Genomic DNA, 17,973 nt, shown 5'->3' with positions numbered 1-17,973 from the left:
CTACCCGGCGCACGGCATCGTTAACCGCGGCGGCCAATAAATCTTCCAGCATTTCTTTGTCTTCTTGCAGTAAGCTCGGATCAATACTGACGTTTTTTACGTCGTGACGACCGGTCATGGTGACCGACACCAAACCCGCGCCCGACTGACCGATAACTTCGGCGCTGGCCAGCTCTTCTTGCATTTTTTGCATGCGCTCTTGCATCTGTTGCGCCTGCTGCATGATATCTCCCATGCCTTTCATGGTATTACCTCGTAGCTTGTTAATTCTGATCGATTGGCTCGACGGTGACTTCGTCTAAGGTGGCGGCAAAATGTTCTACCAGCTGCTGCACAATGGGGTCTGACTTAACCGATTCAACCGCTTGCTCGTAGCGCTCGCTTTGCTTGCGCGTGGCGATTTGCGCGGGTGTTTCGGTTTGCACTTGCCCGGGCTGAATCACCACGCTGACCGGCTCGCCATAATATTCGTTAAGAATATCGGCCAGGCGCTGCTGATGGCTTTCATCGTACAGGCTGCTATTTTGCTCATCCAAAATAAAGTGCAGCTGATTGCCCTGGCGCCCCACCAACTCACAGTTGGCCGCCGTGTTACGCATAACACCGCCCACACTGAGCCCCAGATAAATCTCGGGCCAGCGCAGCGGCGCAGTATCGGCAAGGCTCACCATAGCGATGGGCTCGGGGGCCGATTTCAGCTCCGGTGGCGCTGGGCTGGATGCCACTTCTGGCTGTGCTGGTGACGGTGATTGTGCTGCCGGTTCACTGGGTGTGGCTGCGGGCTGACTTGGCGCAGCCGCAGGCTCATCCACCTGCCAGGGCACCTCGACCGCCGGCGCACTGGCGGGCTCTGCTGGTTGGGGCTCAGACTGGCTCGCGCTGGACTCATTGTGCGCTTGACCGGCTAACTGCTCGTACTCGGCCGCCGCTTGAGAGCCTGAGTCGTCGTAGGGTTCGTAATCCGGGGCGCTGTCTTCGTTATCGTTGCGCTGCGGGTGGGCACTGTTATCACGTCCCTCAGCACTTTGGCTTGCGGGCGTCACGGGCTCTTGCGAGGCGGCTGGGGGCTGGGGCGGACGCTCTGCTGGCGCCTCCTGAGCCTCTGGTACTGGTGCCGCAGCGGCGGTTGTCTCGGCTAATGGCGCAGCACTCTGAGCCGCTGGGGGAGCCTGATTGGTATCAGATGCAACCTGTGCCACTTGGGTCGCCGCGCCGTGTGCGGGGTTGGGCGAGCCCGATGCCAGTGCCCGGGTAGGCACGTCGGCCACGCCCTGGGGGCGAAACGCCAGCATGCGCAACAACACCATCTCGAGCCCGGCGCGCGGGTCTGGCGCCAGGGGTAAGTCGCGCCGGCCAATCAGGCCGGTTTGATAAAACAGTTGAACGTCTTCGGCGGGTAACTGCTGCGCTAACTGCAGGATTTGCTCGCGATCACCGTGGCTGTTATCCACCGCCTCGGGCAGCGCTTGGGCGATGGCCACCCGGTGTAAAATAGATAGGATGTCGGCCAGTGCGCTGGCAAAGTCCGGCGCGTGCTCAGCCATTTGCGCCACGGCATCCAGCACTTGTTTGCCGTCACCGGCGGTAAGCGCTAACACCATATCGTAAACCGCGCTGCGATCGATGGTGCCCAACATAGCGCGAACATCGGCCTCGACCACTTTACCCGAGCCAAAGGCAATGGCCTGATCGGTAAGGCTTAGGGCATCGCGCATACTGCCGTCGGCGGCGCGGCCCAGCTGCCACAGGGCGCTCTCTTCAAAGGGCACCATCTCGGTCTCGAGCACGTGCTGCAAATGACCGGTGACCAGCTCGGGTGTCATGTTTTTGAGGTTAAACTGCAGGCAGCGCGACAAAATCGTTACCGGCAGGCGCTGCGGATCGGTGGTCGCCAGCAAGAATTTAACGTGCGGTGGTGGCTCTTCCAGGGTTTTCAGCAACGCATTAAACGAATGCGTCGAGAGCATGTGCACCTCATCGATCAGGTACACCTTGTAGCGGCCGCGGGTCGGTGCGTACTGCACGTTCTCCAGCAGCTCGCGGGTATCTTCTACCTTGGTACGGCTGGCGGCATCCACCTCGATCAAATCGACAAAGCGGTTCTCGGCAATCTCGACACACGCGGCACACTGGCCACAGGGCTCAGAGCTAACGCCCGTCTCGCAGTTTAGGCACTTGGCAAGAATCCGCGCGATGGTGGTTTTACCCACACCGCGTGTACCGGTAAATAAATAGGCGTGGTGCAGCCGATCGTGGTCGAGCGCGTTAACCAGCGCTTTGAGCACATGCTCTTGCCCCACCAAATCGCGAAACGTACGGGGGCGCCACTTTCGGGCCAGGACCTGATAACTCATGCCTTCCTCGATTCCTTAGTCGTAATCTTCGGGATTATAGCTGTCCCGGATACAAATAAATACGGGGCCAGGATACCGCCAGACAGACAGCGTAAAAATTGAGCAAAGGGAGAAGCAAAAAGAAGATGGAGGCGACCCCGCCAGCCACACCCCGGCACATGGTATCACCGCTACCGTTGCTCCCTTCCGGGCCTGGCGGAGTTCACGATTGACCATTGCGAGGGGACCGACAGGGCCACCATTGCAGCGACAGAGCGAGTCTGTCGAGGCCGCGCATTATCCTGAGTTTTAACCCCGAATGCAAGGGTGCTTTTTAACGGCCAGCAGCCTTTATGCCTGAGGCCCAAGCGGCAGCCCAATAAGCAACCACAGCGCGAACATAAGTGACCACACCAGTAAAAAACTCAGCGAGTAAGGCAGCATCATCGCCGCCAAGGTGCCCATGCCACAGCCTTTGCGGTAGCGCGCGGCGAATGCCACGACCACGGCAAAATACGGCATCAGCGGGGTGATAATATTGGTGCTGCTATCGCCGATGCGGTAGGCCATTTGCGCTTGCTCGGGCGACACGCCCAGTAAATACAGCATGGGCACAAACACCGGTGCCAACAGCGCCCACTTGGCTGAGGCGCTACCGACAAACAAGTTAATCAGGGCACTGATAACAATAAAGCCGATCAGCAGTAACACACCCTGCCCTTCAAGAGCACCTAACAGCGCGGCGCCGCTGGCCGCAATCAGCGCGCCTAAGCTCGTCCAGTTAAACCACGCGACGCACTGCGCGGCAAAAAACATAATGACTAAATAACTGGCGAGCGTGGCCATAGCCTCTTCCATACCGGCCACCATATCGCCCACGGTGCTATAGCGGCCGCTAACACGGCCAAACAACAAGCCGGCCACAGCGGCATAAATCGCAATCAAAGGGACCAACATAGTCAGCTGTAACGAGCCGGATTCATCACGCAAAGGAGCGTCCACGGCCACACTCGCCCACAGCACCAGTGCCACAAACAGCAGTGACCAAACCCCCACCAGCCATAGCGCGCGGGTATCGCGCGGCCGCTCCTGCACAGGCTCGGGCGCAGGAGCATCATGCGCATCGTCACCTTCACCTAAAAACGGCGCCACCCAGCGCTCGGTTACCCAGGCGCCCACCAACGCCAACACAAGCGTTGAGGCCGCTGTAAAGTAATAGTTGGCGGCTACGCTTACACGGTAACCAGGCGCCACGCCCGCCATTGCCTCTTGGGTGATACCGGCCAAAATCACATCCGCCGGGCCCAGCAATAAATTGGCGCTGTAACCGGCCGACACACCGGCGAAGGCGGCAGCAATACCGGCGAGCGGCGGCCTTCCGGCCAACTGAAACAACACACCCGCCAGCGGAATCAAAAGCACATAACCCACGTCAAACGCCAGATTCGACAAAATACCCGTCAGCACCACCATCACACTTAACAGGCCGCCCTGGGCGCGGCGCACTAAGCGCAACAACACGCAGCGCAGTAAGCCCGAGTGCTCGGCCACACCCAGCCCCAACATCGTGACCAGCACCGCACCCACAGGTGCAAAACCAACAAAGTTGTCCACCATCGAGCCAAGTAACCAGCGTGCGCCCTCGGCGCTTATCAGGTTGCGCGCCACTACCAACTCGCCACCGGGCAGGCTTGCCTGCCAACCCGTTAAACTTGCCAGCCAAGAGGCCGCGGCAATCAGCCCCGCCAGCCAGACAAACAACAACGCAGGGCTGGGCAGACGATTGCCAATACGCTCAAGTCTGGCCAGCAGGCGGTGGGCTCGGGGGGCGTCGGTGGCTGGTGTCATATTGTCGTCAGCTATGTCGGTTTAATGGATTGGGGCGGATTAAACGCCCGCCCATTGAATTTTACAGCTTTGCCACCACAGTAACAGGAGCGACGCACAGAGCCTCTCGCCCCCTTTACCTACACGCGATTAACGCACGGAGTTTTATATGGCTACAGTTACCTTAAAAGGCAATTCTATTAACACCAACGGCGCACTGCCCGCCACTGGCAGTGCAGCACCGGATTTTACTCTGGTTAAATCAGACTTGTCTGAACTGAGCCTGGGCGATTTAAAAGGCAAAAAAGTGGTGCTGAACATTTTCCCCAGTGTCGACACCCCCACCTGTGCCCAGTCGGTGCGTACCTTTAACGAGCAGGCCAACAAGCTGGACAACACCGCCGTGGTTTGCGTGTCGCAAGATCTGCCCTTTGCCCAAGCGCGTTTTTGTGGCGCCGAAGGCTTAGATCAAGTAGAAAACGGTTCGGCCTTTCGCTCAAGCTTTGCCGAAGATTACGGCGTTAAGTTTGTCGACGGCCCGTTGGCTGGGCTCACCGCCCGTGCGGTTGTGGTAATCGATACCGATGGCAAAGTGGCTTACTCGGAGCTGGTTAGCGAAGTGGCCGACGAGCCAAACTACGACGCCGCGTTAAAAGCCCTGTAAACGGCTGACGCTATAGGCACCATGATCCCGGCGGCGAGCGTCGCCGGGATCTGCTATCATGCGGGGCATTAACGAGCCCGGACCCTTCACCTATGTTACTGTTTGTCGATAACCTCACCAATGTGGATTTTAGCTATCTCGACGCCTCTCGCGGGCTACTGGGCGAGACCTGGCTGGCCAATATTCGCCTGCACGGCGATCTGGACGATCAAAGCATGGTGTGCGACTTTGGCGTGGTTAAAAAAATCGTGCGCGACTGGCTCGATACCGAATTGGACCACCGCTTGGCAGTACCCACCCAGGCACCCAACATTGAGATAAATGCCAATGGCGATCAGCTGGACATCCGCTGGACACTCGATAACGGTGAACACATTCACACCACAAGTCCGCGTCAGGCCATCGCTTTGGTCGAGGCCGAAACCCTAACCGCCGAAACCATTGCCCGCTGGTGCGAGCAACAGCTAAAAAGCGCGTTTCGCGATGAAATTGAAAAACTCGAACTCAGCTTTAGCACCGAGCAAATAGAGGGTGCTTTTTATCATTACTCCCACGGCTTAAAAAAGCACGGCGGCAACTGCCAGCGCATTGCCCACGGGCACCGCTCGCGCATCGATATTTGGGCCGACGGCGAAAAGTCAGCCAACCTCGAAGCGCACTGGGCCGAATGCTGGCGCGATATTTATATCGGCAGTCGCGAGGACATCAGCGCCGAGCCTACCATTAACGGCGCCGATTATTTCGATTTTGCTTACACCTCGGAGCAAGGCGCCTTTACCTTACAGCTGCCTAAGCGCTGCTGTTACATCATTGATACCGACACCACCGTCGAGTGTTTAGCCGAGCACATTGCCGCCACCACCGCCGCCGACAACCCCAGCGTCGAGCTGCGCATCCGCGCGTTTGAAGGCATCAACAAAGGTGCCGAAGCTTACCGCTAACAGCGCCTGAGCAGCTACTCGTAAAAATCCGGCTCGCCGGGTGGGCGGGTTTTAAAGCGCGGCTGGGCCCAAAAGTACTGCTCGGGGCACTTGGCTATTTGCTCGGCCATAAAATCCGACACCCGCTGGGTATCGGCAATATCGTCGCCGCTGGGAAAATCTTCAAACGCCGGGTGGATGGTCAACTTATAACCCGAACCATCGTCCATGCGCACCTGGGTAAAAGGAATCACTTTTGCCCGGCCAAGCTTAACGATTTTGCTGGTGGCAGTGATGGTCGCGGCCGGCACGCCAAAAAAATCCACAAATACGCTATTTTTAGCGCCCAAATCGCGATCGGGTGCATACCATACCGCACGCCCCTGGCGCAGGCGCGCGATCATGGTGCGCACGTTATCGCGCGGAATCACCCAGCCGGCGCAGTATGACTCGCGGCCTTTGCGCTGCAGGTAGTCGTAAACTTCATTGCTGTGGGGGCGGTAAAACCCGTCGTACTCGATGTTTTGGCCCAAGAATGCACTGCCAATATCCAGCGTACTAAAGTGCGTAGTTAACAATAAAATGCCGTGCTCTTCACGCTGCGCCTGATGGATATGCTCCACGCCTTCAATGCTGTGCAGCTTGCGCAGGCGGCGGCCACTCCAAAACCAGCCCATGCCGGTTTCAAAGGCGGCGATCATCATTGACTCGGTGTTTTTCTTAAGCAACGCCTCGCGCTCGTGCTCGGATAATTGGGGAAAGCAACGCTCGAGATTAACCCGAGCAAAATTAATGCGCTTTTTATTCAGGTACAACAGCGGCGCCAAGCGCCGTGCCACCCACAACTGCCATTTGTAAGGCAGCTGGGCAAACAAAAACCAAATACCGGCCCCCAACCACGACAACCAGTAGCGCGGCTTAAGCAGGGACGGACTAAAACGGGTACGACTCATAAATGGATACTTTTCTTGTGGGGCATGACTTGCCCGGAGTGCGACAGAGACTCAAGGCGCTCGTCTTTTTCTTGCCAAATACGGTTAATCCATCCCTGAAAGTGCGCGCGAAACGCCGCATCCTCACTGTAATTGCCCAGCAGATCTTCACCCACCGCCAGCTCGCGGGCGTGCACGTTAATCAGCCCGACCTTGCCGCCAATATACTGCATAAAACTGGGTCGCCCTTCGGGGTAGTGAATAGTCACGTCCAGCAAGGTTTTAATGCGGCCGTTCATCGCGGTAAGGGTAAACGCCAAGCCACCCGCTTTGGGCAACAGCAAATGGCGATACGGCGAGCTTTGCGCGCGGTGCTTAGCCGGCGTAAAACGTGTGCCCTCGAGGTAGCTAATAATGGTGACCGGTTTGTTGCTGTAACGCTCGCACTGCTTTTGCGTGGTGGCTAAATCTTTACCGGCCAAGCTCGGGTCCCGGGCGATTTGCGCTTTGGTGTGGCGGCGCATAAACGGAAAGTCCAATGCCCAAAACGCCAGCCCCAGTACGGGTATCCAAATTAACGAGGCCTTTAAAAAAAACTTAAAGTAAGGCACCTCGCGATTAAACAACCGCAGCAATACTAAAATATCCACCCAGCTTTGATGGTTTACCACCAACATAAACCACTGCCGGCGGCTAAAGTGCTCGGGGCCCTCGTAGGCAATCCGGGTCGGCAGCAACCAGCGCTGGTGAACATTATTACCACTGATCCAGGCACTAGCGACTTTATCGGTCCAGCGTGTTAGCGCCGGCCGATAGGTACTGCGGTAAGCCACCAATTTGAGCAGCGACAAACTGATCAGCGGCACGCTGATCAGCAAAGTCACCGCAACAAATAACAGTAGCGAGAGCGCGCCCCGCACGAGCGATATTAACGAGGTCACCACGGCACTTAGAAGTTGTGCGACACCAGCGGTGAGGTTTCCGCGTCATAGTCCACGCCGTCAAAACCAAACCCAAACAACTTCAAAAAGTTTTCGTGGTAGGTTTTGTAGTCGGTCAGGCTCATCAGGTTGTCTTCGGTCACCTGGGGCCAGATGGCCTCCACCTCAGCCTGAGTAGCGGGGTCAAGCTCTTTGTTATCAACCCGAAAACGATTGCCATCGTCGATACGCGGACTGTTTGAATATAAGCACTCAGTGAACAACCGCTGTAGCTGCTCGATACAGCCCTCGTGGGTGCCCTTTTCTTTCATCACTTTAAACAAAATCGACATATACAGCGGCATCACCGGAATCGCCGAGCTTGCCTGAGTCACCAGTGCCTTGAGTACGGCCACATTGGCGCTGACATTTTTGTCGGTTAAACGCTCGGCAATGGCCGAGGCGGCACGGTCGAGATCTTCTTTGGCTTTACCGATTGTGGCGTGACCATAGATGGGCCAGGTCAGTTTATCGCCCAGGTAGGTGTAAGCGACAGTCTTAGCGCCTTCAGCCAGAACATCGGCTTCGGCCAGTGCATCCATCCACATCTCCCAGTCTTCGCCGCCCATTACTTTTACGGTGTTGGCGATTTCTTCATCGCTGGCGGGCTCGACGGTAATGTCAGAGATCTTCATGGTGTCGGTGTTTAAATTCTTGGCGGTGTAACCCTCGCCGATGGGCTTTAACACCGAGTTGTAAGTCTCGCCGGTGTTTGGGTCGGTGCGCCGGGGTGATGCCAGCGAGTAAACCACCAGATCAATTTTGCCTAAGTCTTCTTTAATGGCGGCAATTGCGTCGGCTTTGATCTCATTGCTAAAGGCATCACCGTTAATGGTGCGGGCGTACAGGCCGTCTTTTTCGGCCGCGGCATGGAAGGCCGCGGTGTTGTAGTAGCCGGCCGAGGCGGTTTTGCGCTCGGTGGGGGGCTTTTCAAAACACAAACCCAATGTTTTTGCGCCACTGCCGTAGGCGGCGGTAATGCGCGATGCCAAGCCATAGCCGGTCGAGCAGCCAATCACCAGAACGTTTTTGGGGCCACCTGCCACCTCGCCCTGGGCGCGGGTGTAATCAATTTGCTCCTGCACATGGGCGGCGCAGCCCTCGGGGTGGGCATTAATACAGATAAAACCACGAACTTTTGGCTTAATAATCATAGACTTGCATCCTGTTGTGTAAGCATTTGCGGCCGCCTGCCGCCACGCAACCTAGCGGTTGCACTAACTGAAAAGGGGGTATTATAGTGCTCTCGGCGCCGATTAACAGAGCCTGCCGGCCCTGACGGCGTTTTAGCCTAACTAGGAGGTTTTATGATTTACCCCATGGCGGCCCTGGTGCTACTAACGTTTTACGTTGCCCTGCGCATGTTTAAGGCGCGGGTTAGCGCCATCAAAGGCGGCCAAGTAGCGATGGAGCACTTCAGAACCTACGCCACCCCCAGCGATCAGCTGCCTCAGGCTATGGTGCTTAGCCAGCGCTGTTACAACAACCTGCTGGAGATGCCCATACTGTTTTACGCCGCCTGTATCACGGCTATGGTCACCCAACTAACCGGGATTTTTATGCTAACGGTTGCCTGGCTCTACGTAGCCTGCCGCATCGCTCAGGCCATGCTTCACCTGCGCGGCAAAATCCGCTGGCGTATGCGCTCGTTTATGGCAAGTAGTGTGTGTTTATTGCTTATGTGGGGCGTGTTAGTGGGAGCCTCGTTGGCGCGCTAGGCAAAGCCTGATCAAAAGTAGCCATGACCGTCAGTGGCCGTGAGCCTTATAGCCTCTAGAGCCAGATTCCGTCAGCGCCTCTGGCTCTCCCGCCCGCAACCCCGTAAAATACCCGCCTCTACACTCTTTATTGACTCCGAGCCCTATGATCCCCCGTATACGTGAAACGTCCCCTGTTCAGTCGGTTTATTTAGCTTTTATCGAGGCGCTGCAACAGGCGGGCTTCGCCGGTGATTTAAACCCGGACTACGCCAACCGCACCGTCCTCGCCACCGACAACTCGATTTATCAGGTATTGCCTCAGGGAGTGATCTACCCACGCAATACGGCTGATTTAGTGCTAATTGCCCAGCTGGCCCAGCGCGATGCGTTTACTCAGGTCGTACTCAGCCCCCGTGGTGGCGGCACCGGCACCAATGGTCAATCGCTCACTGACGGTTTGGTGGTGGATATCTCGCGCCATATGAACCAGATATTAGAGATCAACGAGACCGAGCGCTGGGTGCGGGTGCAAACCGGGGTGGTTAAAGATCAGCTAAACGCCGCGCTCAAGCCCTACGGTTTGTTTTTTGCGCCCGAGCTATCCACCAGCAACCGCGCCACCATCGGCGGCATGATCAATACCGACGCCTCGGGCCAGGGCTCGTGCCTGTACGGCAAAACCCGCGACCATGTACTGGAGCTTAAAACCGTACTGTTGGACGGCAGCGTATGCGACTCGGCGCCACTGGACGACACCGCGCTGGCGGCCCTGCGCAACCGCAGCGACCGGGTGGGCGATGTGGTGCGTATGGTGGACGATATTCAGCGCGAGCACGCCGCATTGATCGATGCCAAGTTCCCCAAGCTAAACCGCTGCCTCACCGGTTACGACTTAGCCCATATCCGCACCGACGAGGGCGAATTTAACCTCAATAGCGTGCTGTGCGGCAGCGAGGGCACTTTAGGTTTTATTACCGAGGCCAAGCTCAACGTACTGCCCATCCCCAAGTGCTCGGCACTGGTGAATGTTAACTATCGGGATTTTAACGCCGCATTGCGCGATGCGACCGAGCTGATGAAAGCCGGCCCCACCTCGATCGAGACGGTGGACTCCAAAGTCTTGAACCTGGCCATGAACGACATCGTTTGGCACAGCGTGAGCGAGTATTTTCCGCCCGTGCCCGGTGAAGAGATCAAAGGCATTAATTTAGTCGAGTACACCGCCGACAGCGACGCGGCTTTGGCCGAAGGCATTAAACGCCTGACGGATGCTCTGGATGCCATGAACGACTCGGCCCGTGAAAGCACCGGCCGCATTGGTTACTCGGTGGCCATGGGCAACGCCGCGGTGGGTAAAATTTGGGGCATGCGTAAAAAAGCCGTCGGGCTTTTGGGCAATGCCAAAGGCGAAGCGCGGCCCATACCCTTTGTGGAAGATACCGCCGTGCCACCCGAGCACCTGGCCGACTTTATTTTTGAGTTTCGCGCGCTACTCGACAGCCACAATTTAGCCTACGGCATGTTCGGCCATGTGGATGCCGGCGTACTGCATGTGCGCCCCGCCATCGACATGAAAGACCCGACGCAAGAAAAACTGGTGCGGGTGATATCCGATCAAGTGGCTGATCTGACGCAAAAATATAATGGCTTACTGTGGGGCGAACACGGCAAAGGCGTGCGCTCAGAGTACGCGCCCAAGTTTTTTGGCGAGCTGTACCCGCAACTGCAAAAGATCAAAGCCGCGTTTGACCCGCACAACCAGTTAAACCCGGGCAAAATTGCCACGCCAACGGCCGAGTTATCGCTGCTGAGCATTGATGGCGTTACCACCCGCGGCCAGCAGGATCGTAAAATCGCCGTTGAGGTATGGGATGGCTACGCCGAAGGCATGCACTGCAACGGCAACGGCGCCTGCTTTAACTGGAACCCCAACGACGCCATGTGCCCGTCTTACAAGGCCACCCGCGAGCGTATCCACTCGCCCAAAGGCCGTTCATCGCTGGTGCGCGAATGGTTAAAGCAGTTAAGCGAGCGTGACATTAATGCGGTACAAGAGGCCAAAGCCAACCGCGAGCGTCACTTTGTTTTCTCGCTGCCGGCGCGCATCAAAAACACCATCAACAAAAAACGCGGCCAGTACGACTTCTCGCACGAAGTAAACGAATCCATGCAAGGCTGCTTGGCCTGTAAATCCTGCGTTGGCCAGTGCCCTATTAAAGTAGACGTGCCCGAGTTTCGCTCAAAATTTTTAGAGTTGTACTACGGCCGTTACCTGCGCCCGCTAAAAGATTATTTTATCGGCGCGCTGGAATACATTATGCCCACCATGGTGCGGGTACCCTGGCTGTATAACGGTGTAATGAAGCCCAAAGTGAGCCAAAAAGTGCTGGCTAAAGTCGCTGGCATGGTAGACAGCCCGCTGCTAACCGGAGTGAACCTGGACCATGCACTGCGCGAGCTAAACGTGCGCTACGCCAGTGCGCAAAACATCGCCAGCTTAAACGACGAGCAAAAAGCCAAAACCGTTATTTTGGTGCAGGATGCCTTTACCAGTTACTTTGAGACCGAGCTGGTACTCGACAGCATTAAGCTGCTTAAAATACTCGGCTTTAACCCCATGCTGGCGCCCTTTAAGCCCAACGGTAAGCCACTGCACGTACACGGCTTTTTAAAGGCCTTTGCCAAGGCCGCCGACAACAACGCCACTATGCTCAACGCCTTAGCCGACACCGGCATTGCTCTGGTGGGGCTTGAGCCCTCCATGACTCTGGCCTATCGCAGCGAATACCAAAAAGTGCTGGGAGATAAAGCCCCAAAGGTAGCGCTGATTCAGGAGTGGTTAGCCGCGCAAGATTTAACCGAAGCCACCGCCCTATTTGGCAAAAGCGATTACAAACTGCTGGCCCACTGCACCGAGAAAACCAATGCCGCCGCGTCTATCAAAGACTGGCAAACCGTTTACACAGCGCTCGGGCAAGAGCTTAGCGTGCTTGAAACCGGCTGCTGCGGTATGGCCGGCACCTACGGTCACGAGGCGGCGAACGTTGCCACCTCGAAGAAAATCTTCTCGCAAAGCTGGGAGGCGGTGGTGACCGAGCCGGCCAACAGCGGCAAGCTGACCGCCACCGGTTACTCCTGTCGCAGTCAGGTAAAGCGCATTCAGGATCAGCGCCTACCCCACCCACTGCAGGTGCTGCTCAGCTCTTACCAGGGCTAACGTGACTCTGACCATTATTTTTTGCAGTTGCTGAGCCGAGCCCATCTCTACCCGAGTAACTGCATGCGCTAATAAATTTAACCAAACTATTTAAACGGAGTTACACAATGGGTTATGCATCAAAAATGGCCGAATATTTTACCTTGGCGGCACTTTTAGGGTTTGGCGCATACAGTCACGCTACTACAGTGCAGTTTCAAACTGTACTGGGGGATTTTGAAGTCGAGCTGTATGATGAAGAGACACCGATCACCACAGCAAACTTTTTAGAGTATATTGAGGCCGGTGCCTACACAGACTCTATTTTTCACCGTTTGGATAACGATTTTATCCTTCAGGGCGGCGGCTTTACCTTTGATATAGAAAACAGCCAAATCGAAAAAATTACCCAAAACGACTCCATTAAAAATGAGCCGTTTTTCTCCAACACTCGCGGCACCATCGCCATGGCCAAACTTCCCGGCCAACCGAACAGCGCTACCAGCCAGTGGTTTATTAACCTGGAAGATAGCAACGACTTCTTAGATTCTGTAGACGGTGGCTTTACGGTCTTTGGCAAGGTAACCGGCGAGGGCATGAGTATTATCGATGACATTGCGGCACTAAAAATCGGCGACTACCGATCAACCAACAGTGCCTTCAGAGAGCTGCCTCTGCGTAACGTTACCTCCAGTGACCTAAGCAATAAGACTCCTTTAACAGAGGACAACCTAATGCTGATTAAAAACATTATGGTGCTGGGCGCCACCACCACTTCTAGCGTAAGTTCTACTTCAAGCAGCTCAAGTAGCAGCAGCGACATGAACACCAGTAGTTCTGTTAACTTCAACAACTCTACAAGCTCAAGCAGCATTAGTAGCTCTGATACTTCTGTCAGTTCCAGTAGCGCTGTCGCTTCTGTTAGTTCTAATAGCGCAGTACCCGCGACTTCTAACAGTGGTGGAGGTGGAGGTAGCGCCAGCTGGCTAATGCTTCTGGCATTATTGAGCGCAGGCATCGCCCACAGAGCAGGCAGCAATAAACCGTTATAAGCGGCGCCCCCACCGCGTCTTAAAGCACCACCCGAGGGCGCGGGAACATTCACAGACGTCGGTCGCACATACTGCAGTAGCGATTAACACACACCTGTGCAAAAATCGTTCAATACTGAGAAGTCGCTCAACTCTCGGCTAGGGTGTGAATAATCACGCCCCCTAACAAGCCACTACATTTTCTAACACTTTTCCCGCCGAGGCTCTGGTAAGGTTTAGCACCTTATAAAAGCATGGTCGCTATATAGCGATTACTAATAGCATTTTTACCGTGGAGACTTCTCATGGCTTACCTACCTAGGGCCGCCGCCGGCCTCACTCTGGCCGCATTAATAGGCGCAAGCGCCGCCAGTCAAGCAACGATCGTCCAGTTTCAAACCGTGATGGGCGATTTTGAAGTCAATCTCTACGATGAGACCACCCCCGAGACAGTAGCCAACTTTTTAGAATATGTGGAAGCGGGAGCCTATAGCGACAGCTTTATGCACCGCTCTGTGCCGGGGTTTATCGTTCAGGGAGGTGGATTTCATTATGATATAGAAAACGCGAAATTTAACTCTATCGCAACTAACGAACCAGTCATAAACGAACCGCTGCTCTCGAATCAACGTGGCACCATTGCCATGGCAAAGCTACCCAACAAGCCGAATAGTGCAACTAACCAGTGGTATTTCAACCTAAAAAACAATAGCAGTAACTTAGATTTAACTAATAGTGGCTATACCGTATTCGGTGAGGTTACCGGTAACGGAATGGCAATCATCGACGCCATTGCCGCGCTAAGAGTTGAGGACTTCCGCGCGTCAGACGGCGCTTTTGCTGAACTCCCTCTTCGCAATCTTAGCGATGATGCAATAGACGACCAAATCGTCATAACCGAAGATCACTTGGTAATGGTACACAACATCGTCGTCCTCGACGCCGCCGTGGATACAGCGGCCGATTTAGACCCCATGCCCACCACCCGCGATGACAGCGAGCCGGGCAACGGTGGTGGCAATGGTGGCGACAGCGGCGGTGGCGGCGGTAGTGTCAGCTGGCTGATGCTGTTGGGCCTGCTGGGTGCGGGCCTCGCGCGCCGCGTTGGCCGCCAGCGTTAATTTTGCGAACACCCTGTGGTGCTCGGCGGGCTTAATTATATTGAGTCAGCCGAGCAATAAGGGCAGCAACGACAACATAGCGATGGCCGCAACGGCCAGCAACGCGCCTATAACCACCAGAGGCCTTTGGCGCAATTGGCTGGCAAAGGTAGGCGCTGTGCCCTCGGCCAAGCGGCGCTCAAAGTCGGCGCGAGACTCTTTGCTAAACTCGTACTGAAACTCGCCGGCCAGCTGCCGCGCTTTGGCTGCATCCTCATCGTGGGTCAACCACAAACCGTCTACCCCTAGGCGCCAGCGCCCGGCATCGGTGGTGTAGCACACGATTCCCTGCTTTTGTAACAGCTCCATAAGCCCGTCGACTTCTTCGGCGCTGGCGCCGGTGGTACGCATTAATAACTTTGGCAAAGTGCACCTTTTAGTTTGACGTTAGCGCCTAGCAAGGCAGTTGAAAAAACTATCTGCGTGGCCACTGCGGCGTTGAAATCGGGCTCAAAGTGCTCATTTATAACCCATAAACTCCGCTTTTTCGCCCAATTCCGCCTTGCATTGACTGCCTCGAAAACATTTTTCAACAGCCTACTAGCTTAACGACTCTAACGATTTAATTTCTGAGTGTAACTCGGGCGCCACGAGCGATTTTTGCTGGGAGCGTTTGTCCAGCAAGACAATGCGCCCCACGCCAGTCGCGGCTACCTCACCTAATTCCTCGCTATAAATTTCATACTCTTGCGAGAAGCCGTGTTCGTGCACCTCGGTAATGGTACAACCCACAATCAAGTGGTCCGGGTAGCGCAGCGGCCGGCGGTAGCGGCAGGCCGTCTCGGCCAGCACGGGTATAATCTGGCCGGTATCAAACACGCCTTTGTGGCTCATGCGGCGCATATAGGCGATGCGGGCCGACTCGAAATAGCGTAAATACACCGTGTTATTAACATGGCCAAAGGCGTCCATTTCGCCCCACTGCACATCGATTTCAACCGTTACCGGAAAACTGCGTAAAAAATCCTCGCGATCAATCACAAATAGCTCCTTTTTGGCTTTGCCTGGCGTGGTGCCTTTCGCCATTTTAGACGCTATCGGCTATGATGAGTAGCCAAGAGAGCCTCTATCACCGCACACTCCAAGGATGTTTTATGCACGACTCAGCCATGGCAATTGCCATTATCGGAATTGCCGCGCTCGCCTGCCAGTGGGGCGCCTGGAAAGCCCGCCTGCCCGCCATTTTGTTTTTGCTGATTGCCGGGTTAATTTTGGGGCCGGGCCTCGGCTGGATAAACCCCGACGAGATTTTTGGCGAGCTGCTGTTTCCGCTGGTATCGCTTGCGGTAGCGGTGATTCTGTTTGAGGGTAGCTTAACGCTTAACTTTCAGGAGTTAGGCAGTACCAGCAAGGTCGTTAGGCGCATGATTACGGTGGCCGCCCCGGTGACCTGGCTTATTGTGGCTATCACGGCACACTTGCTGTTTGATTTAAGCTGGCAGCTGTCGATATTATTTGGCGCCTTAATGGTTGTCACCGGCCCCACCGTTGTTACCCCCCTGCTGCGCACTGTGCGCCCCTCCGAAAAGGTGGCCAATATTCTGCGCTGGGAGGGCATTATCATCGACCCCATCGGCGCCTTGCTGGTGGTAGTGGTATACGAGTTTATTGTGACCCAAAGCGCAGGTGCCGCGTTTAGCCAGAGCCTGCTTTTGTTTTTAGAAATTATTGTGGTGGGCCTCGCCGTGGGCGCCGCCGCCGGTTTTGCGCTGGGCAAAATTTTAGTGCGCCGCCGCTTGCCGGAGTACCTACAAAACCTGGCTACACTCAGCATTCTGTTTATGGTGTTTACCTTTTGCAATCACCTGGCGCACGAGTCGGGCCTTTTAGGGGTAACCGTGATGGGGATGTGGCTGGGCAATATGCGCGGTGTGCATATTCACAACATCCTCAACTTTAAAGAAAACCTCACCATATTATTTATCTCTGGGTTGTTTATTATCCTGGCGGCGCGTTTACCCATGGCGCAGCTTATCGGGATTTTTACGCTATCGTACCTGTTGTTATTACTGGTGATTCAGTTTGTCGCCCGGCCTATTTCTGTGGCTCTGGCCACCCTCGGCTCCGAGATCAAAATCCGCGAGCGGGTACTGCTGGGCTGGATTGCCCCGCGCGGTATCGTGGCCGCGGCGGTATCGGCACTGTTTGCTCTGCGCCTGGACGAGAGCGGTGTGGCCGGTGCTGACTTGCTGGTGCCCCTCACCTTTGCGGTTATTTTGGGCACGGTAGTGTTTCAAAGCGCCACCTCGCGGCCTTTGGCCAAGCTGATGGGCATTGTCGAGCCCGACCCACGGGGGGTGCTGATTCAGGGTGCCAACCAAGTGGCGCGCCGCATTGGTGAGGCGCTGCAACAGCAGGATTTACCGGTACTGGTGTGCGACTCCAACTGGGATAATATTCGCCTGGCCCGCATGGCGGGGCTTAAAACGTTTTATGGCAATCCGGTGTCAGAGTTTGCTACTCAACGGTTAGAGTTAACCGGTATTGGCAACCTGATTGCACTATCGCCACTGCGCGAGTTGAATGTGATTGCCGGTATGCATTTTCGCAGTGAATTTGGCGATACCCACATCTTCTCTATTCGTACCAACGCCGACAGTAACAAAGCCGAAAAACACCAAGTGGCCTCTACGTTAAAAGGCGCCCCGCTGTTTAGCGAAGATCTTACCTACGCTAAGCTTGCCAGCTTAATTGGCAGTGGCGCCGAGATTCGGGCCACCCGCCTGACCGATGAATTCACGATGGAAGACTTTCGCCGTCAGGGTGGCTCGCAGCTGCTGTTTGCCATCACCGATAAAGGCAAGCTTAAACCTTTTATCGCCGGTGAAACCCTTGAGCCTGGCAAAGGCTGGGTACTGCTAAGCTTGATACGCGAACCGAAACCTAAAATTCGGGAAAACACTCAGGAGTCGCCCGATATTCCGTCATAAGAAAGTGCTATAGGCTTTTAGGGCGCGTTACATCGACTATACTGTTTGCACCATTATTAACCTGACATTACCACGAAGGGTTGCCGATGTTACCTATGCTTAAACCTATTTGACCAGGCGGGAGCCAAAGAATATATTGACGCGCTGGGCGGCAAAAATATCGTCGGGCTGGCAAGCTCGACCGGAGCATGCTTTTTTAACGCCCTGAGCGGCTTGCCCTTCGGCGCGCACTAACTCTATCACTTTCACTTCGCCATCAGTGCTTTAGGGCTTAATTTTCTGAGCAGTCCATCACTTACC

At 55.4% G+C, this 17,973-nt stretch carries 16 protein-coding genes and 1 other RNA gene; 7 read left to right on the top strand and 10 right to left on the bottom strand.

Annotated elements, in window-relative coordinates; translation table 11 throughout:
- The 4 genes from AAC019_RS14795 to AAC019_RS14780 form a co-directional block, all read right to left on the bottom strand.
- The coding region (locus AAC019_RS14795) for a YbaB/EbfC family nucleoid-associated protein (RefSeq protein ID WP_339899889.1) at window positions 1-244 on the bottom strand (244 nt) is incomplete at its 3' end.
- Between the two features lie 19 nt (window positions 245-263).
- Entirely contained in the window at window positions 264-2,354 is a 2,091-nt protein-coding gene (gene dnaX / locus AAC019_RS14790) for a DNA polymerase III subunit gamma/tau (protein ID WP_339899887.1), read from the bottom strand.
- A 135-nt stretch (window positions 2,355-2,489) separates the two neighbouring features.
- Window positions 2,490-2,586: signal recognition particle sRNA small type (gene ffs / locus AAC019_RS14785), an RNA gene on the bottom strand.
- A gap of 98 nt (window positions 2,587-2,684) precedes the next feature.
- Entirely contained in the window at window positions 2,685-4,181 is a 1,497-nt protein-coding gene (locus AAC019_RS14780; protein WP_339899886.1) for an AbgT family transporter, read from the bottom strand.
- A gap of 148 nt (window positions 4,182-4,329) precedes the next feature.
- On the opposite strand from AAC019_RS14780, the gene tpx reads away from it, so the two are divergent.
- Entirely contained in the window at window positions 4,330-4,824 is a 495-nt protein-coding gene (gene tpx / locus AAC019_RS14775) for a thiol peroxidase (RefSeq protein ID WP_339899884.1), read from the top strand.
- Window positions 4,825-4,916: 92 nt separating this feature from the next.
- On the top strand, window positions 4,917-5,765 hold the full coding sequence (locus AAC019_RS14770; RefSeq protein ID WP_339899883.1) for a 6-carboxytetrahydropterin synthase: 849 nt from the start codon (window positions 4,917-4,919) through the stop codon (window positions 5,763-5,765).
- Between the two features lie 14 nt (window positions 5,766-5,779).
- Here AAC019_RS14770 and lpxL read toward each other — a convergent pair whose 3' ends face one another.
- Genes lpxL through fabV form a run of 3 tightly spaced genes read right to left on the bottom strand, consistent with a single transcriptional unit; the run spans window position 5,780 to window position 8,810 of the window.
- Window positions 5,780-6,697 carry an LpxL/LpxP family Kdo(2)-lipid IV(A) lauroyl/palmitoleoyl acyltransferase gene (gene lpxL, locus AAC019_RS14765; protein WP_339899881.1) on the bottom strand — a complete coding sequence of 306 codons (918 nt, stop codon included), beginning with the start codon at window positions 6,695-6,697 and terminating at the stop codon, window positions 5,780-5,782.
- Window positions 6,694-7,617, bottom strand: coding sequence for an acyltransferase (locus tag AAC019_RS14760; protein ID WP_339899879.1), 924 nt, complete (start codon window positions 7,615-7,617; stop codon window positions 6,694-6,696). Before AAC019_RS14760 ends, lpxL begins: the two co-directional genes overlap by 4 nt.
- A gap of 8 nt (window positions 7,618-7,625) precedes the next feature.
- Complete coding sequence (fabV, locus tag AAC019_RS14755) at window positions 7,626-8,810, bottom strand: enoyl-ACP reductase FabV (RefSeq protein ID WP_339899877.1); 1,185 nt, start codon at window positions 8,808-8,810, stop codon at window positions 7,626-7,628.
- 153 nt (window positions 8,811-8,963) lie between these two features.
- Between fabV and AAC019_RS14750 the strand changes: the two genes are divergently transcribed.
- The 4 genes from AAC019_RS14750 (at window position 8,964) to AAC019_RS14735 (ending at window position 14,704) form a co-directional block, all read left to right on the top strand.
- Window positions 8,964-9,374, top strand: a complete 411-nt coding sequence (locus AAC019_RS14750) for an MAPEG family protein (protein WP_339899875.1) — start codon at window positions 8,964-8,966, stop codon at window positions 9,372-9,374.
- 145 nt (window positions 9,375-9,519) lie between these two features.
- A complete protein-coding gene (locus AAC019_RS14745) occupies window positions 9,520-12,573 on the top strand; it encodes an FAD-binding and (Fe-S)-binding domain-containing protein (protein ID WP_339899874.1) in 3,054 nt (1,017 codons plus the stop codon).
- 107 nt (window positions 12,574-12,680) lie between these two features.
- On the top strand, window positions 12,681-13,604 hold the full coding sequence (locus tag AAC019_RS14740) for a peptidylprolyl isomerase (protein ID WP_339899872.1): 924 nt from the start codon (window positions 12,681-12,683) through the stop codon (window positions 13,602-13,604).
- 284 nt (window positions 13,605-13,888) lie between these two features.
- Entirely contained in the window at window positions 13,889-14,704 is an 816-nt protein-coding gene (locus tag AAC019_RS14735) for a peptidylprolyl isomerase (protein ID WP_339899870.1), read from the top strand.
- 45 nt (window positions 14,705-14,749) lie between these two features.
- Here the strand turns inward: AAC019_RS14735 and AAC019_RS14730 are convergent, their stop codons facing one another.
- Window positions 14,750-15,109 (bottom strand): DUF6164 family protein, encoded by a 360-nt coding sequence (locus AAC019_RS14730; RefSeq protein WP_339899868.1) that lies wholly within the window; start codon window positions 15,107-15,109, stop codon window positions 14,750-14,752.
- Window positions 15,110-15,283: 174 nt separating this feature from the next.
- On the bottom strand, window positions 15,284-15,724 hold the full coding sequence (locus tag AAC019_RS14725) for an acyl-CoA thioesterase (protein ID WP_339899867.1): 441 nt from the start codon (window positions 15,722-15,724) through the stop codon (window positions 15,284-15,286).
- A 113-nt stretch (window positions 15,725-15,837) separates the two neighbouring features.
- On the opposite strand from AAC019_RS14725, the gene AAC019_RS14720 reads away from it, so the two are divergent.
- A complete protein-coding gene (locus AAC019_RS14720; protein WP_339899866.1) occupies window positions 15,838-17,673 on the top strand; it encodes a sodium:proton antiporter in 1,836 nt (611 codons plus the stop codon).
- 105 nt (window positions 17,674-17,778) lie between these two features.
- On the opposite strand, the gene AAC019_RS14715 is transcribed toward AAC019_RS14720, so the two are convergent.
- Window positions 17,779-17,922, bottom strand: a complete 144-nt coding sequence (locus tag AAC019_RS14715; protein WP_339899864.1) for a hypothetical protein — start codon at window positions 17,920-17,922, stop codon at window positions 17,779-17,781.
- Window positions 17,923-17,973: the final 51 nt, after the last annotated feature.

It is taken from the genome of uncultured Gilvimarinus sp. (assembly GCF_963975215.1).
GTDB lineage: Bacteria > Pseudomonadota > Gammaproteobacteria > Pseudomonadales > Cellvibrionaceae > Gilvimarinus.
Note: the sequence above shows the minus strand (reverse complement) of the source record. Positions and strands in the feature narration are given on the sequence as shown.